24 protein-coding genes, 2 tRNA genes and 1 pseudogene are annotated in these 23,837 nt (G+C 68.4%); 9 read left to right on the forward strand and 18 right to left on the reverse strand.

The features are described from left to right. Position 1 precedes the first annotated feature (1 nt). The 6 genes and pseudogenes from tatC to ABFX18_RS08015 form a co-directional block, all read right to left on the reverse strand. On the reverse strand, positions 2–853 hold the full coding sequence (tatC, locus tag ABFX18_RS07990; RefSeq protein WP_346057946.1) for a twin-arginine translocase subunit TatC: 852 nt from the start codon (positions 851–853) through the stop codon (positions 2–4). 44 nt (positions 854–897) lie between these two features. Beyond that, positions 898–1,926, reverse strand: coding sequence for a helix-turn-helix transcriptional regulator (locus ABFX18_RS07995; protein WP_090149828.1), 1,029 nt, complete (start codon positions 1,924–1,926; stop codon positions 898–900). Beyond that, positions 1,919–2,983, reverse strand: a complete 1,065-nt coding sequence (locus ABFX18_RS08000; protein WP_346057947.1) for a helix-turn-helix transcriptional regulator — start codon at positions 2,981–2,983, stop codon at positions 1,919–1,921. Before ABFX18_RS08000 ends, ABFX18_RS07995 begins: the two co-directional genes overlap by 8 nt. Positions 2,984–3,043: 60 nt before the next feature. Next, a complete protein-coding gene (locus ABFX18_RS08005; protein ID WP_346057948.1) occupies positions 3,044–3,970 on the reverse strand; it encodes a peptidylprolyl isomerase in 927 nt (308 codons plus the stop codon). A gap of 135 nt (positions 3,971–4,105) precedes the next feature. Further along, positions 4,106–5,161 carry a tRNA (adenine-N1)-methyltransferase gene (locus ABFX18_RS08010; RefSeq protein ID WP_336662147.1) on the reverse strand — a complete coding sequence of 352 codons (1,056 nt, stop codon included), beginning with the start codon at positions 5,159–5,161 and terminating at the stop codon, positions 4,106–4,108. Positions 5,162–5,296: 135 nt separating this feature from the next. After that, positions 5,297–5,866, reverse strand: a pseudogene (locus ABFX18_RS08015) (HAD family hydrolase); the annotation flags it as partial. Positions 5,867–5,907: 41 nt separating this feature from the next. On the opposite strand from ABFX18_RS08015, the gene ABFX18_RS08020 reads away from it, so the two are divergent. After that, positions 5,908–6,978: a PAC2 family protein gene (locus ABFX18_RS08020; protein WP_346057949.1), complete on the forward strand. Its 1,071-nt coding sequence runs from the start codon at positions 5,908–5,910 to the stop codon at positions 6,976–6,978. A gap of 26 nt (positions 6,979–7,004) precedes the next feature. On the opposite strand, the gene mshC is transcribed toward ABFX18_RS08020, so the two are convergent. From mshC to ABFX18_RS08050, 6 genes are all read right to left on the reverse strand, one after another. Beyond that, on the reverse strand, positions 7,005–8,249 hold the full coding sequence (gene mshC, locus ABFX18_RS08025; protein ID WP_200328755.1) for a cysteine--1-D-myo-inosityl 2-amino-2-deoxy-alpha-D-glucopyranoside ligase: 1,245 nt from the start codon (positions 8,247–8,249) through the stop codon (positions 7,005–7,007). Beyond that, the gene (locus ABFX18_RS08030; protein WP_211648468.1) at positions 8,246–9,139 is read right to left on the reverse strand and encodes an undecaprenyl-diphosphate phosphatase; all 894 of its coding nucleotides are present in this window, start codon (positions 9,137–9,139) and stop codon (positions 8,246–8,248) included. Before ABFX18_RS08030 ends, mshC begins: the two co-directional genes overlap by 4 nt. 116 nt (positions 9,140–9,255) lie before the next feature. Continuing rightward, positions 9,256–10,569: a M20/M25/M40 family metallo-hydrolase gene (locus ABFX18_RS08035; protein WP_090149128.1), complete on the reverse strand. Its 1,314-nt coding sequence runs from the start codon at positions 10,567–10,569 to the stop codon at positions 9,256–9,258. Positions 10,570–10,594: 25 nt separating this feature from the next. Continuing rightward, positions 10,595–10,957, reverse strand: a complete 363-nt coding sequence (locus ABFX18_RS08040) for a hypothetical protein (RefSeq protein WP_346057950.1) — start codon at positions 10,955–10,957, stop codon at positions 10,595–10,597. Positions 10,958–11,023: 66 nt separating this feature from the next. After that, positions 11,024–11,108: transfer RNA gene (locus ABFX18_RS08045), tRNA-Leu, on the reverse strand. Positions 11,109–11,237: 129 nt separating this feature from the next. Next, a complete protein-coding gene (locus tag ABFX18_RS08050; RefSeq protein ID WP_346057951.1) occupies positions 11,238–13,049 on the reverse strand; it encodes a DEAD/DEAH box helicase in 1,812 nt (603 codons plus the stop codon). Between the two features lie 94 nt (positions 13,050–13,143). On the opposite strand from ABFX18_RS08050, the gene ABFX18_RS08055 reads away from it, so the two are divergent. Beyond that, a complete protein-coding gene (locus ABFX18_RS08055) occupies positions 13,144–13,971 on the forward strand; it encodes an SGNH/GDSL hydrolase family protein (RefSeq protein WP_090149137.1) in 828 nt (275 codons plus the stop codon). A 23-nt stretch (positions 13,972–13,994) separates the two neighbouring features. Then, positions 13,995–14,339 carry a spore germination protein GerW family protein gene (locus tag ABFX18_RS08060; RefSeq protein WP_090149140.1) on the forward strand — a complete coding sequence of 115 codons (345 nt, stop codon included), beginning with the start codon at positions 13,995–13,997 and terminating at the stop codon, positions 14,337–14,339. Here the strand turns inward: ABFX18_RS08060 and gluQRS are convergent. Further along, on the reverse strand, positions 14,329–15,276 hold the full coding sequence (gene gluQRS / locus ABFX18_RS08065) for a tRNA glutamyl-Q(34) synthetase GluQRS (protein ID WP_346057952.1): 948 nt from the start codon (positions 15,274–15,276) through the stop codon (positions 14,329–14,331). The genes ABFX18_RS08060 and gluQRS overlap by 11 nt on opposite strands. Positions 15,277–15,370: 94 nt before the next feature. Between gluQRS and ABFX18_RS08070 the strand changes: the two genes are divergently transcribed. The 3 genes from ABFX18_RS08070 to pdxY all read left to right on the forward strand — a co-directional run bounded on the left by ABFX18_RS08070 (position 15,371) and on the right by pdxY (position 18,279). Then, a complete protein-coding gene (locus ABFX18_RS08070; RefSeq protein ID WP_346057953.1) occupies positions 15,371–16,741 on the forward strand; it encodes an FAD-binding oxidoreductase in 1,371 nt (456 codons plus the stop codon). A gap of 93 nt (positions 16,742–16,834) precedes the next feature. After that, positions 16,835–17,320, forward strand: a complete 486-nt coding sequence (locus ABFX18_RS08075) for a pyridoxamine 5'-phosphate oxidase family protein (protein WP_090149146.1) — start codon at positions 16,835–16,837, stop codon at positions 17,318–17,320. A gap of 107 nt (positions 17,321–17,427) precedes the next feature. Next, positions 17,428–18,279 carry a pyridoxal kinase PdxY gene (gene pdxY / locus ABFX18_RS08080; protein ID WP_346057954.1) on the forward strand — a complete coding sequence of 284 codons (852 nt, stop codon included), beginning with the start codon at positions 17,428–17,430 and terminating at the stop codon, positions 18,277–18,279. A gap of 60 nt (positions 18,280–18,339) precedes the next feature. Here pdxY and crcB read toward each other — a convergent pair whose 3' ends face one another. Beyond that, positions 18,340–18,711, reverse strand: a complete 372-nt coding sequence (gene crcB, locus ABFX18_RS08085) for a fluoride efflux transporter CrcB (protein WP_346057955.1) — start codon at positions 18,709–18,711, stop codon at positions 18,340–18,342. Then, positions 18,708–19,148: a fluoride efflux transporter FluC gene (locus ABFX18_RS08090; RefSeq protein WP_346057956.1), complete on the reverse strand. Its 441-nt coding sequence runs from the start codon at positions 19,146–19,148 to the stop codon at positions 18,708–18,710. The genes crcB and ABFX18_RS08090 overlap by 4 nt, the downstream gene beginning before the upstream one ends. Positions 19,149–19,287: 139 nt before the next feature. Between ABFX18_RS08090 and ABFX18_RS08095 the strand changes: the two genes are divergently transcribed. The 3 genes from ABFX18_RS08095 to ABFX18_RS08105 are packed head-to-tail and all read left to right on the forward strand — an operon-like array spanning position 19,288 to position 21,931. Next, entirely contained in the window at positions 19,288–20,283 is a 996-nt protein-coding gene (locus ABFX18_RS08095; RefSeq protein ID WP_428833644.1) for a metal ABC transporter substrate-binding protein, read from the forward strand. Further along, positions 20,280–21,029: a metal ABC transporter ATP-binding protein gene (locus tag ABFX18_RS08100; protein WP_346057958.1), complete on the forward strand. Its 750-nt coding sequence runs from the start codon at positions 20,280–20,282 to the stop codon at positions 21,027–21,029. The genes ABFX18_RS08095 and ABFX18_RS08100 overlap by 4 nt, the downstream gene beginning before the upstream one ends. A gap of 5 nt (positions 21,030–21,034) precedes the next feature. Then, positions 21,035–21,931 carry a metal ABC transporter permease gene (locus ABFX18_RS08105; RefSeq protein WP_428833651.1) on the forward strand — a complete coding sequence of 299 codons (897 nt, stop codon included), beginning with the start codon at positions 21,035–21,037 and terminating at the stop codon, positions 21,929–21,931. Here the strand turns inward: ABFX18_RS08105 and ABFX18_RS08110 are convergent. The 3 genes from ABFX18_RS08110 to rsfS form a co-directional block, all read right to left on the reverse strand. Then, positions 21,926–23,188 carry a glutaminase gene (locus tag ABFX18_RS08110; RefSeq protein WP_346057960.1) on the reverse strand — a complete coding sequence of 421 codons (1,263 nt, stop codon included), beginning with the start codon at positions 23,186–23,188 and terminating at the stop codon, positions 21,926–21,928. The two genes, ABFX18_RS08105 and ABFX18_RS08110, sit on opposite strands and share 6 nt — an antisense overlap. A 101-nt stretch (positions 23,189–23,289) precedes the next feature. Beyond that, positions 23,290–23,365, reverse strand: a tRNA-Ala gene (locus ABFX18_RS08115). Positions 23,366–23,459: 94 nt separating this feature from the next. Beyond that, positions 23,460–23,834 (reverse strand): ribosome silencing factor, encoded by a 375-nt coding sequence (gene rsfS, locus ABFX18_RS08120; protein WP_428833645.1) that lies wholly within the window; start codon positions 23,832–23,834, stop codon positions 23,460–23,462. Positions 23,835–23,837 lie beyond the last annotated feature (3 nt).

Here is a 23,837-nt window from a genome sequence, read left to right on the forward strand (position 1 = left end):
CTCATCGGCGTCCTTTCGTGCGGTCGGCGTCGCCACGCTCGGCTTCCCGTCCGGTGTCGTCGTCGAGGTCGTACTCGGCGAGCTCGGCGGCCCGGCGTTTGTCCACCCTGCGGTCGTGCAGCAGTGCGACGCCGGCCGCCGCGAAGTACAGCACGATGATGGGCGCCGCGAGCAAGAACATGCTCATCAGGTCGGCCGCGGGTGTCGCGATGGCCGCGAAGAGAATGATGACGAGGATCGCGACTCGCCAGCTCCGGATGATGGCCGCGCCGCGCAGCACTCCGATGAAGTTGAGCATCACCAGGAGCACCGGGAGCACGAAGCCGACGCCCACCGCGAGCAGGAGCTTGATCGCGAAATCGAGATAGTTGCGCGCCGTGAGATAGAACGCGTCCTCCTCCGGCTGGAAGCTCGCCATGAGGCGGACGATATTCGGGAGGACCAGCCAGCCTGCATACGCGCCGCCGAGGAACAGCGGTACCGCGGCACCGATGAATCCCACCCCGGTGAGCTTCTCGCGTCGCGTCAGACCCGGGGCGAGAAACGCCCAGACCTGGTAGAGCCACACCGGCGAAGCGATGAGCACCGCGATGAAGAGCGCGATCTGAACCTTGGTGTCGAAGCCGCTCGAGATGTCGCCGTACGAGATGATCGCATCACGGCCCTGCATCTCGAGATCGTTGATCGGCTTGCGGAGCATCTCCCACACCCACGTCGACAAGAACCAGCCGGCGATGAGGGCGACCACGATCGCGGCGGCCGAGATCAAGAGTCGTTTGCGGAACTCGATGAGGTGCTCGCCGAGGCTCATCCGCCCATCGGGACTTCGCCGCTTGCGAGCCTGGTTAGCCATTGGTTCAGTGTATCTCAGCGGTCGCCGCACCGCGCCAGGAACACTCAGCCGCCGTATGCCGCGAGCGCGCGTTCCGTCCACTCGCGCACCGACGCCCGCGCCCAGTCGGGCGACTCGATCTCCACGCCGCCGGGGAGCACCTGCACGATCTGCACTGCCGTACCTCGATGCCAGGCTTCGACTCGCACCCGGAAGCGCCCGTCTTCGATCTGTTCGAGCACCTCTGGGGCGAAGCCTTCGAGCGGCGCGAGTGCCGCCTCTGTCACTCGCGCGGTGATGTGCACCGGGCCTTCGTGCGCCATTGGTTGCTCGGCCGCGGTGGCGGGCGGCGCCGCGACGGGCACCGGTACGAGCGGCGCGTCCGATCCGGCCGGGTCCGCGGTCCCGGGCGCTGCACCTGCGGCGCCCGGGATTTCCGCACGTTCGAGCTCGCGCATCTGGTCGACCCGGAAGGTGCGATCGGCCAGGCGTTCGAAGCAGTACCCGCGCAGGTACCAGGTGCCCGATCCCTGCGTGAGCGACTGCGGCCGCACCGTGCGACGGGAGTCCGAACCGGAGGCGTCGCGGTAGACGAACGAGACTGCTCGCCCCTCCTCGATGGCGGCCACGAGTTCCGGAACCCGCGCATCCCCGGGCCCGTCGGTCACCGACATCGGCGCTTCCGGAGTCGCTCCGAGCGCCGTGCCGAGTTTCTCGGCGGTGGCTCTGGCGAGCGCTGCGTCCTCCGGACCGAGCATGCTCGTGAGTGCTTGGAGTCCCGCGATGAGGGCAGCCGTCTCCATGGGAGCGAAACGCGGTGCATCGTCGACGGCCACAGTCCGCGTGAGACTGACGAGGTCCTGCTGCTCGAGCGCGTCCCAGTCGATGTCGAAGAGATCCTCGTCCTGATAGTTCATCGTCTCTCCTGGCACACCGGCGGTGCCGAGGAACCGGACGAGGGTGCGCACGAGTTCCGGCGGCACCGAGAAGCGCTCCGCCAGTTCCCCGACTGTCGCCGAACCGGTATCCCTGAGGTACGCGACGAGCGAGAGGAGAAAGGTCACGCGTTCCGGAGCGAGGACTTGTTTACGCATCTGCCGTCCCTTCGTCATGCCGGGCATCGAGCTGGAGCTCATTCCCCGACGGTGCGACCGGTGCGTGATGAACCTCGGCGATGCGCCGCAGGCCCGCGACGACGAGTTCGCGCAGCTGAGCCGGCTCGCACACCGATACATCCGCTCCGTATCCGATGAGTTCGACCGCGAACACATGGAGATCGAGCACCCCGACTTCGAGCTCGACGTGATCGCCCGAACCGCAGCGCCCGGGCCGCAGGTCGCCCTGATCCCCTGACCGCGAGAGCAGTCGAGCCTCCGCGATGCTTCCGCGACGGACGCAGAGCACGGCGCGCCGGTCGGAGCGCAATCGCTCGAGGTCTTCCACCGCCGCATCGGCGCGCACCCGCAGCTCGGGGTCGAATGCCTCAGTCGACTGCTGCACGCGCCCCTCGATGCGGGCGAGGAGGAACGTGCGAGCCGCGTCGCGTTCGAGGTCCCACGACACGAGGTGCCAGCGCCCCTCGGCGCGGTGCAGCCGCAGCGGAGCGACCCTGCGCATCAGCGGCGCCTCCCGATCCGGTAAGCGATACGCGAAGCGCACCACCCGCCCGGCATCGATCGCGCGCTGCAACGGCGCTGCAGCGGCCTCTGCCGTTCCCAGTCGCGGTGCGATGCCCAGATGCTGCACATCGAGCCCGGCGCCGAGGGCTTCGAGCTTCATCGCGGCACGGCGCGACTCCGCGCTGAGGCTTCCCTCGCTCCAGGCGAGAGCCGCGAGCCGCAGCAGCATGAGCTCGCGCTCGGAGAATCGAAGATCGGCTGGGAACTGCAGCCGCTCCTTGGAAATGCGGTACCTGATGAGCTGGTTGTTGCCGACGTCCTGCGGATCCTCGAACGCGTCGATCCGGATGCCGAGGGAGCGCAACTGTTCCTTGTCGCGCTCGAACTGCTTTTCCAGAGCCGCACTCGGCTGGCCGTGGCGATATCTGTCGGCGTACCCGTAGACCGAGGAGAGGAGCTCGCGCTTCGTAGCGCCGAACGGGCTCACGACGAGGGCGAGGACCAGGCTGAAGAGACGCTGCTCGCTCGGCACCGAGGAACGCGACCGCCGTTCCGGGGCCTCAGAGGCTGCCGAGCTGCTCGGCATGGCCGATCAGCTGACCCCGAGGATGTCGACGACCACGACACGGGCATTCGCGTCGCCCTCGTTCTCGACGACGACCACCTGCGAGCCGATCGACTTGCCCGTCAGTTCCGCACGATACGTGACCCCCGACTGGGCGATGTCCGCTTCGGTGTAGAGCAGCTTGAGCCCCGTATCCCAGGTGTTCTCCTGCTCCATGCCGTCCCAGCCGACGGCGAGCACCTGCGCGATGACGTTGTCGTCGGCAGTCACCTCCGCTCCCTCGCCTGCGATGCGCACTGCCGAGGTCGTGCCTGCGGGCGCTTCGGTGGGCGGCAGCACGACGCCGACACGACCCTCCTCGTCGGTGACCACTGCTGGGAAGCCATTGGGAAGACCGCGCTTCGAACCCTCCGCTACGGTCGGAGCCGTCGACACGACGTCCACCACGCCCACGACCGCGTCCGCTCCGGTCGCGCCGAGCTGACCTCCGAGCTGCGTGCTCTCCTCTGGCGAGAGCGCCAGCACGATGCGATCGCCGGGGACGGAGCATCGCACCGCCTCACTCAGTGGGTTCGCGGTCTCCTCGGCGACGAGCAGGGGCTGCGGCGGCTGCGAGGGATCCGTGAACCCCTCGCTCTGGAAGAGGGCGTCGCCTGTGGCCGCGTCGAAGAAGGCCATGTTGACCCCGACGAGCGACTGCTCCTCGGCCACGTAGCCATCGGAGTCGCCGTGTTCGACGACGGTGCGCTGGGTGGAGAGGATCTCGAGATCCTCCGGCGCCGAGATCTCCGGGACGTCGCCGAAGCTCCCGAGAACCGTCGTGCCATCGCTCAGAGCGCCCGGCTGCAGCGTCGTCTTGCAGTCTGACGCCTGCGCCTGCTGCGCGCTGCAGCCGGTCACCCCGGCGAGAAGCAGCGCAGCAGCAGCGGTAGCGGGAATGATGCGACGAAGCATGAGCACCTCTCGAGGAAGCCGACGTGAACCCCGCTATCCTATCGAACCGCGACTGGGCGTATGCGCGCCTCGTAGTCGTCCGGCGCTGCGACCACCGGTCCGATCACGGGCGCCAGAACCCTCGCCGCCGCGCGATCAGTCGGTCACCGCGGAATCGGAGCCCGGGAGCTCGCCGCCGCGCTCCCGCGCGAACTGCTGGGTCTCACGCATCTTCTTGCGCAGCACCTTGTCGCTCTTCGTGCGCTCGCCGACCGCTTCCGGTGTCCACACCTCCGCGCTCGCCGGCGCCTCGTCCTCTGGGCCGAGGTCGGGCAGCCAGCTGCCGAGGTCGGTCTCGCTGAAATCGCTCTTCGACGCGCGTCGCTTCAGTTCGGGCAGCACGGTGCCGGGCGCGAGCCTTCGCGCCGTCACCAGGAAGCCGGTGTGCGCGACCATCCGGTGATCGGGCCGCACCGCCAGGCCCTCGACGTGCCAGCCGCGCACGAGCGTCTCCGATGCCTGAGCATGAGCGAACTCGCCGCTGCGGCGAATCTGCTCGACCGTGCGGGAGAGTTGAGTCACGGTGGCGACGTAGCAGATGAGCACGCCGCCGGGTGCGAGCGCATCGGCGGCGACGTCCACGCATTCCCACGGTGCGAGCATGTCGAGCACGACGCGATCGATGCTGCCTGCTGCGCACACGGCGGGCAGCGTTTCCTGCAGGTCTCCGACGGTCACGGTCCAGTTCTCGGGAACGCTGCCCGAGAAGGCGACGACGTTTCCGGTGGCGATCTCCGCGAACTCGTCGCGACGCTCGAACGAGAAGAGCGCACCCTCCGGCCCGACTCCTCTGAGCAGATGCAGCGACAGCGCGCCGGAGCCCACGCCGGCCTCGACGACACGAGCTCCCGGGAAGATGTCGGCGAGCGACAGGATCTGCGCCGCATCCTTCGGGTAGACGATCGCGGCACCCCTCGGCATGGACATCACGAAATCGGAGAGCAACGGACGCAGCGCGAGGTACTCCTCACCGCTGCTGTTCGCGACCACCGAGGCGTCGGGCCGGCCCACGATATCGGAATGCGGGATGACGCCGCGATGACTGTGGAACTCGCCATCGTGCACGAGGGTGATGGTGTTGAGACGCCCCTTCGGCCCCGTCAGCTGCACGCGATCGCCGTACTGGAAGGGGCCGCGCACTGCCGGCGACACGGTTGCCGAAGGCGCACCGCGATGCGCGGCGTACCGTTCGCCGAGCACCGCCGCATCGACGCCGACCAGGGTCGGCCAGACTTCGTGAGCGGGTGCGTCGGACAGATCGATCAGATTCGGAATGCCGAAGGCAACGGCCCCGGAAGCGTGAGCGGAGCGCAGGCCCGTGACGGAGTCCTCGAGGGCGACGCACGCCTCGATATCGACGCCGAGCAGAGCCGCGCCCATGCGGTACGGCTCCGGGTGCGGCTTCTCGTGCGGGACCTCATCGCCGCCGATGATGTGGGTGAAGAGACGGTCGGGAAGCAGGGCCACGACCGCATCGGCGATCTCCCGCACAGCCATGGTCACGAGCACGCAGGGGATACCCGAGTCGCGCAGCGACTCCAGCAGTTCGACGGCGCCGGGCCGCCACATGGGCTCCTCCGCGCTGAGCCCAGCGATCACGCCGGCCGTCCACTCCGCGATGATGTCGTCGACCGTCATGGGAACACCGAGTTCCTGGAATCGCCGCGCGGCGGCGCGAAGCCCCGAGCCGATGAGCGAGTCGCGGATCTCGGACGTCAGTTCGATCCCGTAGCGACCGAGCATCGCCAGCTCCGATGCGAGCCAGAGCGGTTCGGAGTCGATCAGTGTGCCGTCCATATCCCAGAGGACGGCGGCGGGACGAGCGTCGAGTGTCCGCTCAGAGAGGAATGCGTTCATCCGAACCAGTGTACTGTTCGTCAGCCGATACCCTTGAGCCTATGTCCACACCCTCGGCCCCGCATTCCCGCGTCCTGATCGTCGCGTTCCAGGGCTGGAGCGACGCCGGCGACGCGACGACGGAGGTGCTGCAGCACCTCGCCGGTCTGATCGATGCCGAGGTGCTCCACGAGATCGGCGCCGAGGGGTACGTCGACTTCCAGGTGCACCGCCCGAAAGTGCTCTTCGACGAGTCGGGCAAGCGGGTGCTCGAATGGCCCGACACCCGGTTGTTCGGTCCGGTGCAGCGCCCGGGCGAGTCGTCGGATGCCGTCGTCTCTCCGGAACCCGCTGACGGTGAAACGGTGCGACGCATCGACGGGAGTCCGGTTCGGGATCTCTTCCTCCTCGCGGGCGTCGAGCCGGCGAGGGACTGGCAGAACTTCGCCGACGAGATCGTCGAGCTGGTCGATGTCTGGGCGATCGATCTCGTCATCATCCTGGGGTCGATGTTCTCCGATGCGCCCCACACGCGGCCGATCGTCACCACCGTGACGTCGGAGCACGAGGCGCGCCGCGACGCAGTCGGAGCCGTGCGAAGCACGTACGAGGGGCCGGCCGGCATCTCCACGGTCATCGATCTGGCGCTCGCCGAGGCGGGCATCGAGACGCTGTCGCTCTGGGCGCAGGTGCCGCATTACGTGCACAGCACGCCGTCTCCCAAGGCCTCGCTCGCGCTGCTCGACAAGCTCGAAGAACTGCTCGACATCGTCATCCCGCGCGGAGAGCTGCTCGTTCAGGCGAACGAGTGGGAGGCGAACATCAATCGCATCGCCGACGCCGACGAGGACATGTCGAGGTATATCCGCCGGCTCGAGGAATCGCGGGACGAGGAACTCGCCGCGGAGACCACCGGAGACGCGATCGCCCTCGAATTCGAGAAGTTCCTGAAGGGCGGGCCGCGGTTCGCGCGCGATGTCGAGGTTCCCGACGCGGGGTCGCGGCGCTCGGGTGCGTCGGATTCCGCCGCGGATCCTGAGCACGATACGGACCGAGAGACGCCCGGCAGTCCGGAGACTCCGGACGGCCCTGCGGACCGCCGGGACGACGACTCCGGGCCCGGCTCGGCCTGAGACGGGCCCGGGTCACCCCGGTCGTACTAGAGCTGCACTCCGAGTAGCGCGAGCACCGCATCGGCCACGAGCCCCGGTGCGTCGACGCCTTGATCGAGCGCTGCGTCGAGGGTCGCCAGCATCACGGGCGTATCGAGGTCGTTGGCGATCGCCGACCGCAGCTGGCGCACCACGGCGGCGGCGGGAGTCGGATCCTCGCTCTCGCGCAGCAGCCCGGCCCGCCAGGCCTCCAGCCGGCGCTGCGCCACCGCGAGGTCGCTGTCGTGCCATTCCCACTCGGAGCGGTAGTGGTGGGCGAGAAGCCCCAACCGGATCGCCGAGGGGTCGGCTCCTCCGTCGAGCAGCCGCGAGACGAAGACGAGATTGCCCCTCGATTTCGACATCTTGTGCCCGTGGTACGAGACGAGCCCTGCGTGGCAGTAGGCGTGCGCCAGGGGCGTGCCCGAAAGGGCGGTCGCGTGCGCGGCGGTGAATTCGTGATGCGGGAACACCAGATCGGAGCCCCCGCCCTGCACGGTGAACGCTCCACCGAGCGCACCGCGTGCAATCACGGAGCACTCGATATGCCACCCTGGGCGCCCCGACCCCACCGGGGTCTCCCAACTCGGCTCCCCGGCGCGCTCCGCCCTCCAGAGCAGCGGGTCGAGCGGGCCCCGCTTGCCCGGACGCTCGGGGTCTCCCCCGCGCTCGGCGCTCAACCGGAGCATCGTCTCGCGGTCGTACGGCGCGACGTCGCCGAGCCGCCACTGCGAGTCCCGCTCGGCGGCGGCCGTATCGAAGTAGATGTCGTCGCCGGCAGCGTCTGCGGTGGGCACCGTGTAGGCGAATCCGCGGTCGAGCAGCTCGCGCACCGCGGCGGCGATCTCATCGATCTGCTCGGTCACCGCGATGTAGTGCTCGGGAGGCAGCATGCCCATGCGATGCATGTCGGAGCGGAAGAGACCGATCTGCTCGTCCGCGAGCGCGCGCCAATCGGCTCCGGTGGCGTTCGCGCGCTCGAGCAGGGGGTCGTCGACGTCAGTGATGTTCTGCGCGTAGACCGTTTCGATCCCGGCGTCGCGCCACGCGCGCTGCATGATGTCGAACGCGAGGTAGGTGAACGCGTGCCCGAGGTGCGTCGCGTCGTACGGCGTGATGCCGCAGACGTAAAGGTGCGCGCGTCCCTCGGGAATGGCCGGGTACTCGAGGCGCTCGGTGGCGGTGTTGAAGAGTTTCGGCGCGACGCCGGTTCCCGGCAGCGCGGGGAGCTCGGGCGGGGTCCAGGTTCTCATCGAACACCCCCCGCCGTCACCGCGTGCACGGCTGCAGCGCCTTCGGCGACGGATGCCCCGCCATCGGCTGAGAGTACGCCGGTCGCGAGGAGCACGATGATGATCCCGCCGATCAGCACACGGTAGACGACGAACGGCATGAAGCTGCGCTTCGAGATGTACTTCATGAAGAGACCGATGACGAAGAGTGCGATGACGAATGCGACCACCGTGGCCACCGCGGTGAGTCCCATGGGGGTTTCGCCTGCGGGAGCGCGCAGCGCTTTGAACACCTGGTAGAAGCCGGACCCCAGCACAGCTGGAATCGCGAGCAGGAAGGAGTAGCGGGCCGCGGCTTCGCGCGTGTACCCCATGAGGAGCCCAGCGGTGATCGTGCCGCCCGAGCGCGAGACGCCCGGGATCAGGGCGAGGGCCTGAGCGAATCCGTAGACGAGACCGTGCTTCCAGGTGAGCGCTTCGATGGGGCGCACCTTCTGGCCGACGCGGTCGGCCACGCCGAGCAGCAGGCCGAAGACGATGAGGCTGATGGCGACGAACCAGAGGGAGCGGAGCGTCGTCTCGATCTGATCCTGGAACAGCAGCCCCAGCACGACGATCGGAACGGTGCCGATGATGATCCACCACCCCATGAGCGCGTCCGGATCGTTCCGAGGCACGCGCTTCCCGCCCAGCGACTGCGCCCAGCGTCCGATGATGCGCACGATGTCGCGCCAGAAGAACACGATGACGGCGGCTTCCGTTCCGATCTGAGTGATCGCGGTGAACGCCGCACCCGCGTCGCCGATGCCGAGCAGTTCGCTCGCGATGCGCAGATGCGCACTCGACGAGATGGGCAGAAACTCGGTGAGTCCCTGAATGATTCCCAGGAGGATCGCCTCGAAGATTCCCATGATTCCTTTCCTGGCTGCACCACGCGCGCGAACCGACCGCGCCGGGTTTGGACCGCCGTCCAGACTAGCTCACAGCGCACTGAGAACCCGTGAGGGCGGGCCCGGGCGCCGACGATTCAGTAGGTGCGGAGCAGGTCCACGAGCACGCCGTGGCCGAAGTCGAGCGCTTCGAGCGGAACACGTTCATCGACGCCGTGGAACATGCCGGGAAAGTCGAGATCCGCGGGAAGCCGCAGCGGAGCGAACCCGTAGCCCGTGATGCCCAACCGTGCCAGCGACTTGTTGTCGGTGCCGCCGGAGAGCAGATACGGCAGCACGCGGGCTTCTGGGTCGGCGCGCTTCAGACACGCCGTCATGGCGTCCACCAGCTCCCCGGCGAACGGCACCTCGAGACCGATATCGGAGTGCACCTGCTCCAGCTCGATGTCGTCGCCGACGATCGCACGGATCTGGTCGAGGATCGACTCCTGATCGGCCGGCAGCGCGCGCACGTCGACGAGCGCCTCCGCCGTGTCGGGAATGACGTTGTGCTTGTATCCCGCCTGCAGCACGGTCGGGTTGCTGGTGCTGCGCAGGCTGGCCTGGATGAATCCGCCGCCCTTGCCCAAGCGGAGCACGAGATCTTCCGGGGATACGACGTGCGGGTCCTCCCCCAGGATCTCGGCGATGGCGTCGACCAGGTCTCTGGTGGTGTCGGTGAGCGTCACCGGCCACTCGTGCCGTCCGAGTGCGGCGATCGCTTCGGCGAGGCGGGTCACGGCGTTGTCGTGCCAGACGCGGGAGCCGTGGGCGGCCGTGCCGCGCGCCCGCAGCCGAATCCACTCGAGCGACTTCTCACCCGTCTGCACGAGGTAGGCCCGCGTGCCCGCGATATCGATCGAATACCCGCCGACTTCGCTGATCGCCGTCTCCGCTCCCGCGAACAGCTCCGGATGGTTCCGCACGAGATGCTGGGCGCCGTACACGCCGCCGTTCTCCTCATCGGCGAAGAAGGCGAGAATCACGTCGCGTCGCGGCCGCTCGCCGCCCCGCAGCAGTTCGGCGACGGCGGTGAGGATCATGGCGTCCATGTCCTTCATGTCGACCGCGCCGCGCCCCCACAGCATGCCGTCCTTGATCACGCCGGCGAACGGGTCGACGGACCAGTTCGCGGGATCCGCCGGCACGACGTCGAGGTGTCCGTGGAGCACCAGTGCCGGCAGCGATGCGTCGGCTCCCGCAACCCGCGCGATGACGCTCGCGCGACCGGGGTCGCTCTCGAAGATCTCCGGTTCGAGACCGAGCTCGCGCAGGTACGCCGCGACGTAATCGGCCGCCGGCCGCTCGGGCTCGGCATCCCCGCCCCCGCGGTTGGACGTGTCGATGCGGATCAGATCGCGCGCAACGCGGGCCGTTTCAGACAGCGCGTGCTCGGAGGTCTCGAGGCTCATGCTTCCAGCGTAGCCCGGTGGACGCTCAGCCGCCCTGGATCACGAGGCAGAGCAGCAATCCGAGCACTCCGACGACGGCGGAGGCGATCATCGAGGCGGCCATGACCCGCAGCCGAAGGGGTCCCCGCTGCACGGCGAAGCGGGCGATGAACAGGACGCAGGTGCAGGCGAGCATGAGCGCTCCCGTCGCCACCGCGACCGGGACCATCGGTCCGGGTCGGAGCGCGATGATCGCGACGACCGGAACCGCACCCGCGACGAGCAGGAGGCTCCCCATGACCACCCAGATGGTCCCGGACGCCGTGGTGAGGGCGGGTTGCTGCGTCACCTTCGTCGGATCGGCGCTCGAAGCCCCTCTCCGGGTGCGTTCTCCGCGCGAATCGTTCATCGTCCACTCCTCCCCTCACGGTAACGCAAAAGAGGCCCTCCTCTCGGAGAGCCTCTTTCGTTCACGTGCGCGGAGGGGGACTTGAACCCCCACGCCCTAATACGGGCACTAGCACCTCAAGCTAGCGCGTCTGCCATTCCGCCACCCGCGCGAACGATTCGGAACCTTCATCGGCCGAACAGAAGATAACTTAGCACGGATCTCGAGGGCTGATCGAATCGGCCCGGGATCTCGCGCGCGTCGGCTTCCAGCGCCCCGTACCAGCGGGCGAACGAGCCGCTCACGGCCGGAGACGTCGGCGCAGCAACTCGATCCGCTTCTGCAGCTGCGTGACCGACGCCTGCGCCACCGCAGGCCCGCCGCAGACCCGACGGAGCTCGGTGTGGATGTCTTTGTGCGCTTCGCCAGAGACCTTCGCGTACATGCCCACGAGCGAGCTCAGCAGCTTCCGCTGCTCCCCGAGCGTACGATGCAACGCCTCCGGCGATTCGGCTCGGTCGGGGGCGTGTTCGAGAATGCCCTGCTTCCCCGCGCTCCGGCGTGCTTGCCTGGCCTGCCGCTGCTGAAGCAGCGCCTTCACCTCTTGCGGCTCGAGCAGCCCGGGGAACCCGAGGAAATCGAGTTCCTCCTCGGTCTCCACCTCGGCGTAGCCGCCGAATTCAGCACCGTCGAAGACCGCGCGGTCGAAGTGGGCGTCGGAGGCGAGGGCCTGATAGACGAACGTCTCCCCCTCGACCAGCTCCGATGATGCCTGGTCGCCTCGCTCGGCCTCCGCCATCAGTGCGGCCTCGGCGTCCCACATCTCCTCGGCGCTCTTCGGGCCCTCGAGCACATGGTTCCGCTCTTTCTCGAGCTCAGCCGCGAGCTGCATGAGGGCGGGCACGTTGGGGATGAACACCGAGGCGACCTCCCCGCGGCGGCGCGAGCGCACGAAGCGTCCGATCGCCTGCGCGAAGAAGAGCGGCGTCGAGGAGCTCGTCGCGTAGACGCCCACGGAGAGCCGCGGCACGTCGACACCCTCCGAGACCATGCGCACGGCGACCATCCAGCGCTGCTCCCCGCTCGAGAAGGCATCGATCTTCTCCGACGCTCCGGCGTCGTCGGAGAGGATCAGCGCCACGTCCTCCCCCGTGATGTCATTGAGCTGCGCGGCGTACGACCGCGCCGAGGCGTGGTCGGTCGCGATCACGAGCCCTCCGGCATCGTGCACGTGCTGCCGCACCTCGGTGAGCCGGCGATCGGCCGCGCGCAGCACCTTGCCGATCCAGTCTCCCGCTGGGTCGAGCGCAGTCCGCCATGCCTGCGAGGTCACGTCCTTCGTGTTGCCCTCGCCGAGCGCCGCCTCCATCTCCTCGCCCGCCGATGTCTGCCACCGCATCTTGCCGGCGTACACCATGAAGATGACCGGGCGCACGATGCCATCCGCGAGCGCACGACCGTATCCGTAGTCGTAGTCGGTCAGGGAGAGGCGCGACCCGTCCCCCTGCGGCGCGTACTGCACGAAGGGAATCGGCGCTTCATCTGACCGGAAGGGGGTTCCTGTGAGGGACAGCCGCCGTCGCGCGTTTCCGTAGGCTTCACGGATCGCGTCGCCCCAGCTCAGCGCGTCGCCGCCGTGATGCACCTCGTCCATGATCACGAGCGTGTCCTCGTGCTCGGTCAGCAGCCGGTGCTGCACCGGCTTCATCGCCACCTGCGCGTACGTCACTGCGACGCCGTGGAAGTGGCGCCCGTAGGCGAGCCCGTCGCTGTTCGAGTAATTCGGGTTCAGCCGAATACCCGCGCGTGCGGCCGCGTCCGCCCACTGCGTCTTGAGATGCTCGGTGGGGGCGACGACGATGATCTGCCGAACGGTGTGATTGGAGCGCAGGATCGCCGCGAGTCTGAGCGCGAACGTCGTCTTGCCGGCTCCCGGCGTCGCAGAGGCGAGGAAGTCGCGCGGGGCCGCGTCGAGGTAGCGTTTGATCGCCTCCTCCTGCCAGGCGCGCAGCGTACCCGCCGTCCCGTGCGCTGCGCGCTCGGGATAGGCGGGAGGCAGGTGCTCGGCTGCACTCGTCCCAGGAAGGTGGAGGCCCGGATCCGAATCTGTCACGACGTTCTAGACTATCGCTGTAAGCCGACCGCTGCGTCCTCGCCGACGCCCGCGAGCGGCTCCCCCCACCGCCCCAGACACTCAGAGGTAAGCAATGGCACAGGATGACGGCGCTCCGCAGACCCGAGTCGAACTTCCGTGGTCGCGTTTCGTGGCCCTCGGTGACTCGTTCACCGAGGGCGTGGGAGATCCCGATCCTGACAGCCCGGGCGGGCTCCGCGGGTGGGCCGATCGCGTCGCGGAGGTGCTGAGCCTCTTCGATGAGGACTTCGCGTACGCGAACCTCGCCGTGCGCGGCAAGCTGATCCAGCAGATCGCCGACACGCAGGTGGACGCCGCCCTCGATCTCCGCCCAGACCTCATCAGCATCTGCGCCGGCGGCAACGATGTGATCCGTCCTGGGACGGATCCAGACGAGGTCGCAGCGAAGCTGGAGCGCATCGTCGAGCGGCTGAGCGTCGGCGGCGCGACCATCATGCTCTTCACCGGAGTGGATACCGCGTTCCAGCCCGTCTTCCGCTCGATCCGGGGCAAGGTGGCCATCTTCAACGAGAACGTGCGGAAGGTCGCGCAACGCCATGATTGCATCGTCGTCGACCAGTGGGCGCTCGACGAACTGCACGACAGCCGCTACTGGGCCGGCGATCGACTGCACCTGAACGCGCTCGGGCACCACACCATCGCCCGGGCGGCGCTCGCGGCGCTCAGCGTGCCTCACGATCTCGCTCCGCTCGAGGTGCCGGATCTCCCCGAGCGGAGCTGGCGGGCCGCACGTCGCGAGGACGTCGTCTGGGCTCGCGAGCACTTCGTCCCGTGGGTGATCAGGCGGATCAAGCACGTGTCATCGGGCGACCACATCGAAGCGAAACGGCCCATTGCAGCGGCACTGCGCCCGTCGAGACACGGGGCTGCCGAAGACTAGCGCGAGCGAGTAGTGTGGGGCGCATGACTCACCTGACGAAGCAGATCGCAGATACCCTGGTCGAGGTCGGCGTGCACTCCGCGTACGGCGATCCCGTCGAGGTCGACGGTTCGACACTGATCCCGGTGGCGTACACGGCCTACGGCTTCGGAGCCGGGGAAGGCGCCGGTGCCGGTGAGGGCGTCGCCCAGGGAGAAGGATCAGGCGGTGGCGGCGGCGGGTTCTCCATTCCCGTCGGCTCCTACATCACCCGCGAAGGCACCACCCGATTCGAGCCGAACATCATCGCTCTGCTCGCCGTCGGCACCCCGTTCCTCTGGGTCGCCGGCCGAGCGCTCGCTCGCATCATCAAAGCGCTCAAGAAGTAGCGGCGTTCTCCAGGCCGGGCCACACCCAGGCCGAGCGCGGCAGGGCGCCGGGATCGAACCGCTCGACGAGCAGCTGCGGATGCACGCGTTCGCCAGGCGCAGCGAGATCGAGCGACTGCGCGAGCACCGCGAGCACCTCCTCGGCGCTCGCGCCGGCACTCCGCAGGTCGGCGAGAGTGACGGCGCCGTCGCGCTTGGCCAATCTGGCACCCGACGACCCGAGCACGAGCGGCACGTGCGCGAACTCGACATCGGGCGGTGACGGGAGCCCGAGCAGACGCTGCAGCACGATGTGCCTCGGCGTCGATGTCACGAGATCGTCTCCGCGCACCACCTGGTCGATGCCCATCGCGGCATCGTCCACCACCACGGCGAGGTTGTAGGCGACCGTCCCGTCGCCGCGACGCAGCACGAAGTCATCGATCTCTCCGACAACGCGGCCCCGAATCCGATCGTCGAACTCCGGGGCAGCCACTCCGGTCGGCACGCGCAGCCTCAGGGCGGGCCGACGCGGCGCGATGCGCTCGCGCTCTCGAGCCCGCTCAGCCTCGCTGCGGTCCCGGCAGGTGCCGGGATACGCGCCGGGCGGGGCGTGCGGCGCACTCGGGGCCGCGAGAATGTCGGCGCGGGTGCACGTGCACTCGTACACGAGGCCCGCCTCGGCGAGCCGGTCGATCGCGGCGTCGTGCCCGCGACCCAACTCCGACTGGAGCACCGCCTCCCCGTCCCAGTCGAGGCCGATCCGGGACAGGTCGTCCAGCTGCCGTGCGGCCGCGCCGGCGTCTCTGGCGCGATCCAGATCCTCCACGCGCATGAGAAATCTCCGCCCGCTCGCTCGGGCGAAGCACCAGGCGAGCAGCGCGGTGCGCAGGTTCCCGATGTGCAGATCCCCCGAAGGACTCGGAGCGTAGCGTCCGGCCCCGTTCGCTCCCGTCATGCCGTTCATCCTCTCACGAGCCCGTTGCAGCGAGGAGCGTGGAGCGCCTGCGCCATGCGGGACTACGCTTGAGTTCGACCGCAAGGAGGCGCACGTGTCCGAATCCCACCCCGAACCGCACTTCGACCTCGACGAGCTGCACACCCTGCTGGGGCCGCGTCTCGTCCGCGACCGGGAGTTGATCGCTCCGTACGCCGTCGATACGTCGCGCGCGGTGGCCGAGGGCGCACCGCTCGCCGTAGTGCTCGCCGAATCGACGGCTGACGTGGCGGCGGCACTCGGCTGGGCGAACCGTGCAGGCGTGAAGGTGAGTGTGCGCGGCGCCGGGACCGGCCTCGCGGGGGGCGCGATGGCCTACGCCGACGGCCTCGTCGTCTCGCTCGAGCGGATGCGCACCATTATCGACATCGACGTGCCGAATCGGCTCGCAACCGTGCAGCCGGGGGTCGTGACGGCCGACCTCGACGCCGCAGCTCGTGACCACGGGCTGTTCTTCCCACCCGACCCCGCGAGCGCGCGGATCAGTACGGTGGGCGGAAATATCGCTACGAACGCCGGCGGCCTGCGCTGCGTGTCGCACGGCGTCACGAGCGATGCGGTCGCGGCGCTCGAAGTCGTGCTCGCAGACGGCCGGGTCATGCGGTCCGGCGCGCGCACCCGCAAGAACGTCGTGGGATACGACCTGACGCGGCTGTTCGTCGGGTCAGAGGGAACGCTCGGCGTCATCACCGAGGCGACCGTCAGGCTGAAGCCCGTTCCGCCCGGCTCTCCCCGCACCTTCCGCGCGAGTTTCGGGACGCTCGAGGACGCCGGGCGGGCGGTGACCGCGATCGTGAACAGCGCGGCGCGCCCCGAGGTGCTCGAGTTGATGGACGCCCTCAGCGTCGAGATCATCGAGTCGTTCCACCCCAGTGGCCTCACGGTGCCGGCGGGCGCCATGCTCGTCGGGCAGACCGTCGGGTGGGACGCCCAGGAGCAGGCGGAGGCCATCACCGCCATCTGCCGGGACGTCGGGGCCGACGATACCGAGATCTCCGAAACCGACGCGCTGCTCGAGGCCCGTCGCCTCTCGAATCCAGCGCTGAATGCGCGCGGACTCAAGATCTCCTGCGATGTCGGCGTTCCCGTCGCCGCCCTGGCGGAGGTATTCCACGGCATCGCCGAGATATCCGCGAAGCACGGCAAGCGGGTGTCGACGGTCGCGCACGCCGGCGACGGCAATCTCCACAGCACCGTCGAGTCTGCCGACACACCCGTCGGCATTCGCGAAGCCGACGCGGTCATCGACGACATCACGCGGCTCGCACTCGCGCTCGGCGGCACCATATCCGGCGAGCACGGCATCGGCTCGGTCAAACGGCACGAGCTCGGATGGCAGCTCGATACGGTCGCGCTGAGCGTGCAGGTGGCGATCAAGCGGGCACTCGATCCGCTCGGAACGCTGACACCGGAGCGAGGCATCTGACGCGCTGTCAACGGGCTTGCCGCTCGGTCCGCGGCAGCGGAAGACTGGCGCCAATCGTCTTTCGACGACCCGCACCACCGACTGGAGGCTGACATGAGCACACCGCGCGAACTGACCCCGGAGACCGTGATCGACGTGATGCGCGAGGAGCGCTTCGTCATGCTGTCGACGGCGACCCCGGACGGGAAAATCGTTTCGCACCCGATGACTCCGCAGGAGGTGACCGATGCGGGCGACGTGTGGTTCTTCATCGGCCTCCAGGGAGACCAGGCCGATGCGATTCGCGCGAACCCTCAGGTGAACCTCGCCTTCGCTGAGACGGGCAGCTGGCTCTCCGTCTCAGGACTCGCCGAATTCGTGACCGATGAGGCGAAGGCGCGTGAGCTCTGGGACGGCGAGGTGGACGCGTACTTCGACGGCGGGCTCGACGACCCGAACCTCGGGCTGCTCCGGGTGACCGGCGAGTCGGCCCAGTACTGGGGTGTACCGGGCGGAAAAGTCGCCGCAGCCGTGAAGATCGCCGCTGCCAAGATCACCGGAAGCGAAGGCCCGGGCCGGTCGGGCACGACGGAGCTCTGAGCGGGCGCGAGCCTTCGCTGCGCCCGGCTTGATCGGGCACAGCGAACTGGTCCGCCCCGGGCCTTGCAGACTGGTCCATTGCTCGGACCACTGGCAAGATCGAAGCCATGCGCATCCTCTCGATCCAGTCCTCGGTTTCGTACGGCCATGTGGGGAACTCCGCAGCAGTGTTCCCGCTGCAGCGCATCGGCGTCGATGTCATGCCGATATACACGGTCATGTTCTCGAATCACACGGGATACGGATCGTGGCGCGGCCCGATGATGTCCGGAGACGACGTCCGCGAAATCGTCGTCGGCATCGGAGAGCGGGGCGGGCTCTCCGACGTCGACGCCGTACTGTCCGGCTATCAGGGCGGCGACAGCATCGGCGACGCGATCCTCGACGCGGTAGCTCGCGTCAAGGAGGCGAATCCCGACGCGATCTACGCCTGCGATCCGGTGCTCGGCAATGCGCGATCGGGATGCCACGTCTCGCCCGAGGTGCAGAACCTCATCCGCGACCGCGTCGTTCCGCGCGCAGACCTCATCACGCCGAACCAGTTCGAGCTCGGGTTCCTCACAGGCACCTCCCCCGATACGTTGGATTCGACGCTCGCCGCCGTGGATCTCGTTCGGGCCGCCGGCCCGAGCACCGTGCTGGTGACGAGCGTCGACCGCCCCGATCGGCCCGATGATGCGATCGAGATGCTCGCGGTAACCGATGCCGGCGCGTGGCTCATCGAGACGCCGCGCATCCCGTTCAAGGTCAACGGCTCGGGAGACGTCACCGCAGCGCTCTTCACCGCCCACTTCGGCCGCTCGAGCGATGGCGCCGACGCGCTCGAGCGCACGACGGCGAGTGTCTTCGCGTTGCTCGAGCGCACGTTCGCTGCTGGTTCCCGCGAGCTGCAGCTCGTCGAGGCCCAAGAGGCATACGCGCATCCCGACATGCGATTCAGCGCACAGCGCGTACGCTGACCACCGCCGGGCGAGGCAGCGAGCGGGCTCCGATCCTCCTGCCCCGACCAACCCCGTGCGTCACGCGAGCGCCGCCCCGAGCAGCACACCGCAGATCGCGAGCCCCGTCGCCGCTCCGAGCGCGCCGATGCCGTTCGCGATCGCGGCGCCGTAGCGACGACGCACGAGGAGCTGCACGGTATCGACGCTCGCGGTACTGAATGTCGTATAGCCCCCGAGGAATCCGACCGAGACAACCATTGCCGCCGGATGCTCCAGCGCGAGACCGGTCACCACCCCGATTGCGAACGATCCAGTGAGATTCACCGTCAGGATTCCCCAGGGGAACCTCGCGCGGCGGTCGGCAGGGAAAGCGCTGTCCACCAGATAGCGGATGACGGCTCCGGCACCGCCCCCGGCTGCGATGCTCAGGGCCGACCACAGGTCGCTCACCGGGTCGCCTCCGATGCGACGGGGCGTGTATGCGCCCTCGCGATCCGTTGCCCGAGCAGTACTCCCAGCCCGCTCGCAATCGCACCGCCGGTCACCGTGGCGAAGGCGTATCCCATCGCCATTCCGAATCGCTCGTCCAGGAGCGAGGCCGCGAGGTCTGCGGCGAGCAGACTGTACGTCGTGAAGCCGCCGAGCAGACCCGTGCCGAGCAGCAGGCGCAGCCGCCGCCAACGCACCTCGTCCCGCGCCGTCGTGCCCGCGATCAGCGCGCCGAGCGCGAACGATCCGAAGAGGTTCACGACGAGCGTCGCGAGCGGAAAACCGCCCGTGGCGTCGACCGGGCCGATGGCCGTCGAGACGCCGACCCGCGCGATCGAGCCGAGAGCACCGCCGAGTGCGACCAGGCCGAGATCGGGAAGTCGGGAACGAAGGGTCACCCGGATCAGTGTACGCGCCCGGATGCGCTGACGCGGGAGCGAGCGGCCGGCATCCGCGACCCCGCCGCCGCCCCCGCCGGAGCGGGAGGGAGCCTCGCGAAACACGTCGAATTCCGCTAGCATCGCATCAAAGTTCGCCATGCCGAACTTTCAGATTCGACTACGCGAGAGGTGGCGGTACGTGCATCCGAGACCAAGACGACGAAGCGCTCGGGCAATCTGCTCACTGGTCGGCGTCGTGCTCCTCGCGACGGGATGCGCGACGGCGGCTGCCGACCCCTCGAGCACGGATGCCGCGGGAGAACGACCGGTCGTGCTCACGACCTTCACCGTGCTCGCCGACATCGCCCGCAACGTGGGAGGCGAACACGTGGAGGTGCGCTCCATCACCAAGATCGGCGCCGAGATCCACGGCTATGAGCCCACCCCGCTCGACATCGCCAAGGCATCGGAGGCCGACCTCATTCTCGACAACGGACTCGGTCTCGAGGCCTGGTTCAAGCGCTTCGTCGAGCAGGCCGACGCACCGCACGTCGTGGTATCCGAGGGCATCGATCCCATCGACATCGCCGGCGACACGTACGCAGGGAAACCGAATCCGCACGCGTGGATGAGTCCGCGCAATGCGCAGATCTACGTCGATCGCATGGTGGCCGCCTTCAGCGAGCTCGACCCCGAGCACGCCGAAGACTTCGCGGCGCAGGGCGCAGCCTACCGGTCCGAGCTCCAGGCGGTCGATGACCGGCTCACCGAGGCCGTCGACGCGCTTCCCGAGTCGCATCGCGCGCTCGTCACCTGCGAAGGGGCGTTCTCATATCTGGCGCGCGATGCGGGACTCACCGAGCGGTACATCTGGCCGGTGAATGCTGAGCAGCAGGCGACGCCTCGACAGATCGCCGACACGATCGAGTTCGTCCGCGAGCACCAGGTTCCCGCAGTGTTCTGCGAGTCCACGGTATCGGATCGCCCGATGCGGCAGGTCGCAGAGTCCTCTGGGGCCGCCTTCGGAGGCACGCTCTACGTCGACTCGCTCTCCGCCCCCGACGGACCGGTCCCGACCTACCTCGACTTGCTCGCGCACGACACCGACGTGATCGTCTCCGCGCTCGGCGGGAAATCGGAGGAAGCGTCATGAAGACGTCCATCTCGGTAGAGCATGTGACCGTGCGCTACGGCGATGTCGTGGCGCTCGACGACGCTTCGCTGGAAGTCGCGGCGGGCCGCGTGACCGGGCTGATCGGGATGAACGGCTCTGGGAAATCCACGCTCTTCAAGTCCATCATGGGCGCGGTCCGCCCAGAGCTCGGCAGCGTCCTCATCGACGGCATGGCTCCCGCCGCCGCACGGTCCAGCGGTCGCGTCGCATACGTGCCGCAGAGCGAAGACGTCGACTGGGCGTTCCCCATCTCCGTTCGCGACGTCGTGATGATGGGGCGCTACGGCAGGCTCGGGGTGACCCGTCGCCCGCGCGCCGCGGACCGCGCTGCCGTCGAGCAGGCGCTCGCGCGCGTGGAGCTGGCCGAACTCGGCGATCGCCAGATCGGGGCGCTTTCCGGAGGCCAGAAGAAGCGAGCGTTCGTCGCGAGATGCATCGCGCAGGATTCCGAATTGCTCCTCCTCGACGAACCGTTCGCCGGCGTGGATCAGCGCAGTGAGGGGATGATCGTGCGCCTCCTCCGCGAGCTCGCAGCCGCCGGCCGCACCGTACTCGTCTCGACGCACGACCTCCACGCCCTGCCCGACCTCGCCGACGAGGCAGCCCTGCTGCTGCGACGCGTGCTGTTCCACGGTTCCGTCGAGGAGGCTCTGATGCCGGAGCGCTTGGCGCACGCCTTCGGGCTGGACGCTCGTGACGCGAGAGAGACGGGAGAGACACTGTGACCCCGATCGATTTCATCCTCGAACCGCTGCAGTACGAGTTCATGGTGCGCGCCATCATGACGACCACGATCGCCGCGGTCGTCTGCGCGCTCCTCTCGTGCTGGCTCGTGCTCACCGGCTGGTCGCTCATGGGCGACGCGGTATCGCACGCCGTTCTGCCGGGCGTCGTCCTCGCCTACCTGGTCGGCGCGCCGTTCGCTCTCGGAGCCCTCATCTTCGGATTCCTCGCCGTCGCACTCATCGGAGCGATTCGCGATACGAGCCGTGTGAAAGAGGACGCCGCGATCGGCATCGTGTTCACCACCCTGTTCGCTCTCGGCCTCGTGCTCATCTCCGTGACCCCGAGTCAGACCGATCTCACTCACATCGTCTTCGGGAACATCCTCGGCGTGTCCGACGCCGACCTCCTGCAGATCGCCGCCCTCGCCGCCATCGCATTCGCCGTGCTCATGGTGAAGCGCCGCGACCTGACCCTGTACGCCTTCGATCCGACGCATGCCCACGCCATCGGGCTCAGCCCGCGCTTCCTCGGAGCGCTCCTGCTCGGACTGCTCGCGCTGACCTCCGTGGTCGCGCTCCAGGTGGTCGGCGTGATCCTCGTCGTCGCGATGCTCATCATTCCGGGAGCGACCGCGTATTTGCTGACCAACCGGTTCCACCGGATGCTGATCATCGCGCCGGTACTGTCGGCCGTCTGCTCCGTGACGGGCATCCTGCTGAGCTACTGGATGGATGCCGCCTCCGGAGGCCTGGTGATCCTCGTCCAGGGCAGCGCGTTCGCCCTCGCCTACCTGTTCAGTCCGACGCACGGCCTGCTCGTGCACGGTGCGGGGCGACGACGCCGGCCCGCGCGGCGCTCCCCGGCCCCGGCGACCGCCTCAGGGTCGGCTGCCGGCCTATGACCGATGGGGCGTCGGAACCGGCCACGACTCGGGGACGTGCCCATCGCCCATATCCGGTTCGGGCAGGAGCCCGTCGGGATCGTGGAGTGCAACACGGTGTCCGTCGAGACGCAGCCGACGCATGCCTTCGAGCGTCATCCGACGGCCGACGTCGAGAAACCGATCGACCCGGCTCACATCGAACAGGACGAGCGTCGAGCCCGGTTCGATCGACTGCAGGCGATCGAGCACGGCCTCAGCCCCTGCGAATTGGATGGCTCCCTGCAGCACCACGGTGATGCGGTCATCGCTCCGTTCGATCGTGCGGATCGGGGCTGACCCGACCGGGCCGGCTGTCATGAGATGCAGGTTCATGTCCGAGGAAAGCCGGCGAAAGGCCTCCACTCCTCGCGCACTGTTCCCGTGCTCGTCCAGGCGTGGAGAGAAGAGCCCGATGCCGAGCTGTCCGGGCAACACGCCGAGCATGCCTCCCGAGACCCCGCTCTTCGCCGGAATCCCGACCTCCGAGAACCACGTGCCAGCAGCGTCGTACATTCCCGCCGCCGCCATCACCGAGAGCGTCTGGCGCGCGACATCACTGGGCACCACCCGGTTGCCGGTGTGCGGCTGCACGCCGTCATTCGCGAGACACGCGCCCATCACGGCGAGATCGCGCGCCGTCACCATGATGGAGCACTGCGCCGTGTATCCCGCCACGGCTTCATGGGCGCACGTCGAGAAGATGCCGTAGTTGCGGAGCAGGTGCGCGAGTGCCAGGTTGCGGTCGGCCGTTTCGAGCTCGGACTGCATGACCGCCTCGTCGATGCGCAATTCGCGATCGGCCAGGACGGAGAGGAACGCCCGCGCACGGTCCGTGCGCTGCGCGCTCGTGGCACCCTCGCCGACCAGAAGCTGGTGGGCGGTGATCGCACCGGCGTTGATCATCGGGTTCCGGGGCCGATGCGACCCCTGCTCGAGGGAGAGTTCGTCGAACGCCTCTCCCGAGGGCTCGACACCCACCGAGCGCAGTACCCGCGGCAGGCCGCGATCCATGATCGCTGCAGCGTAGATGAACGGCTTTGATACGGACTGGATGGAGAACTCCGCATCCGCGTCCCCGGCGGCGTGGACTCGACCGCTCGTCGTCATCAGCGCAATGCCGAAGCGATCCGGATCAGCCGCTGCGAGTTCGGGGATGTAATCGGCCACCGCCCCGTCGACATGCCCGCTCAGGCCGTCGAGTACTTCCTGCAGGTATTCGGGAACGGGCGTATGCATGCGGTCTCCTCGGTGCGCGGCTCGCCGAGCGCACAGCACCCACTGTAGTTGCCCGCACCGACAGCAGAACGGCCCCGCCGAAGCGGGGCCGTTCTCTCTTGTGGTGGATCTAAGGGGACTCGAACCCCTGACCCCCTGCATGCCATGCAGGTGCGCTACCAGCTGCGCCATAGACCCAGGGAAGTCGAGCGAATGCTCGCCCGACAACTCCTCTACTGTACATCACCCGGACACGTGAGAGCCAAATCGAGGGATCTCGGGCGCGTCATTCTCAACTGTCGGCGTGCCCCTGCGGAACCTCAGGAATGAACTCCGTCGTATCGATCGTGGGGCAGTCCTGCCAGAGCTTTTCGAGCTGGTAGAAGTCGCGCTCCTCCTGGTGGAAGACATGCACGATCAGGTCGCCGAAGTCGAGCAGGATCCACCGGCCGCTCTCACGGCCCTCACGGCGAACCGTGCGCACGCCTGCTCCGTTCAGCGCCTCCTCGATCCCGTCGGAGATGGCCTGCACGTTGCGCTCGACGGAGCCGGTCACGATGAGGAACACGTCGGCGAGGCCGAACTGCTCCGTCACTTCGAGAGCGACCTGCGCCGTGGCTCCCTTCTCGTCGGCCGCCACTACGGCGAGCTTCAGGTCGGATCGCACATC

It is taken from the genome of Leucobacter alluvii, from assembly GCF_039530485.1.
Taxonomy (GTDB): Bacteria; Actinomycetota; Actinomycetes; order Actinomycetales; family Microbacteriaceae; genus Leucobacter; species Leucobacter alluvii.

What these genes read in the sequence shown, in the direction of transcription:
- tatC (WP_346057946.1), bottom strand. Translation starts at nt 853, where the DNA reads ATGGCTAACCAGGCTCGCAAGCGGCGAAGTCCCGATGGGCGGATGAGC.
- ABFX18_RS07995 (WP_090149828.1), bottom strand. Translation starts at nt 1,926, where the DNA reads ATGCGTAAACAAGTCCTCGCTCCGGAACGCGTGACCTTTCTCCTCTCG.
- ABFX18_RS08005 (WP_346057948.1), bottom strand. Translation starts at nt 3,970, where the DNA reads ATGCTTCGTCGCATCATTCCCGCTACCGCTGCTGCTGCGCTGCTTCTC.
- ABFX18_RS08020 (WP_346057949.1), top strand. Translation starts at nt 5,908, where the DNA reads ATGTCCACACCCTCGGCCCCGCATTCCCGCGTCCTGATCGTCGCGTTC.
- mshC (WP_200328755.1), bottom strand. Translation starts at nt 8,249, where the DNA reads ATGAGAACCTGGACCCCGCCCGAGCTCCCCGCGCTGCCGGGAACCGGC.
- ABFX18_RS08030 (WP_211648468.1), bottom strand. Translation starts at nt 9,139, where the DNA reads ATGGGAATCTTCGAGGCGATCCTCCTGGGAATCATTCAGGGACTCACC.
- ABFX18_RS08035 (WP_090149128.1), bottom strand. Translation starts at nt 10,569, where the DNA reads ATGAGCCTCGAGACCTCCGAGCACGCGCTGTCTGAAACGGCCCGCGTT.
- ABFX18_RS08040 (WP_346057950.1), bottom strand. Translation starts at nt 10,957, where the DNA reads ATGAACGATTCGCGCGGAGAACGCACCCGGAGAGGGGCTTCGAGCGCC.
- ABFX18_RS08055 (WP_090149137.1), top strand. Translation starts at nt 13,144, where the DNA reads ATGGCACAGGATGACGGCGCTCCGCAGACCCGAGTCGAACTTCCGTGG.
- ABFX18_RS08060 (WP_090149140.1), top strand. Translation starts at nt 13,995, where the DNA reads ATGACTCACCTGACGAAGCAGATCGCAGATACCCTGGTCGAGGTCGGC.
- gluQRS (WP_346057952.1), bottom strand. Translation starts at nt 15,276, where the DNA reads ATGACGGGAGCGAACGGGGCCGGACGCTACGCTCCGAGTCCTTCGGGG.
- ABFX18_RS08075 (WP_090149146.1), top strand. Translation starts at nt 16,835, where the DNA reads ATGAGCACACCGCGCGAACTGACCCCGGAGACCGTGATCGACGTGATG.
- pdxY (WP_346057954.1), top strand. Translation starts at nt 17,428, where the DNA reads ATGCGCATCCTCTCGATCCAGTCCTCGGTTTCGTACGGCCATGTGGGG.
- ABFX18_RS08095 (WP_428833644.1), top strand. Translation starts at nt 19,288, where the DNA reads ATGCCGAACTTTCAGATTCGACTACGCGAGAGGTGGCGGTACGTGCAT.
- ABFX18_RS08100 (WP_346057958.1), top strand. Translation starts at nt 20,280, where the DNA reads ATGAAGACGTCCATCTCGGTAGAGCATGTGACCGTGCGCTACGGCGAT.
- ABFX18_RS08110 (WP_346057960.1), bottom strand. Translation starts at nt 23,188, where the DNA reads ATGCATACGCCCGTTCCCGAATACCTGCAGGAAGTACTCGACGGCCTG.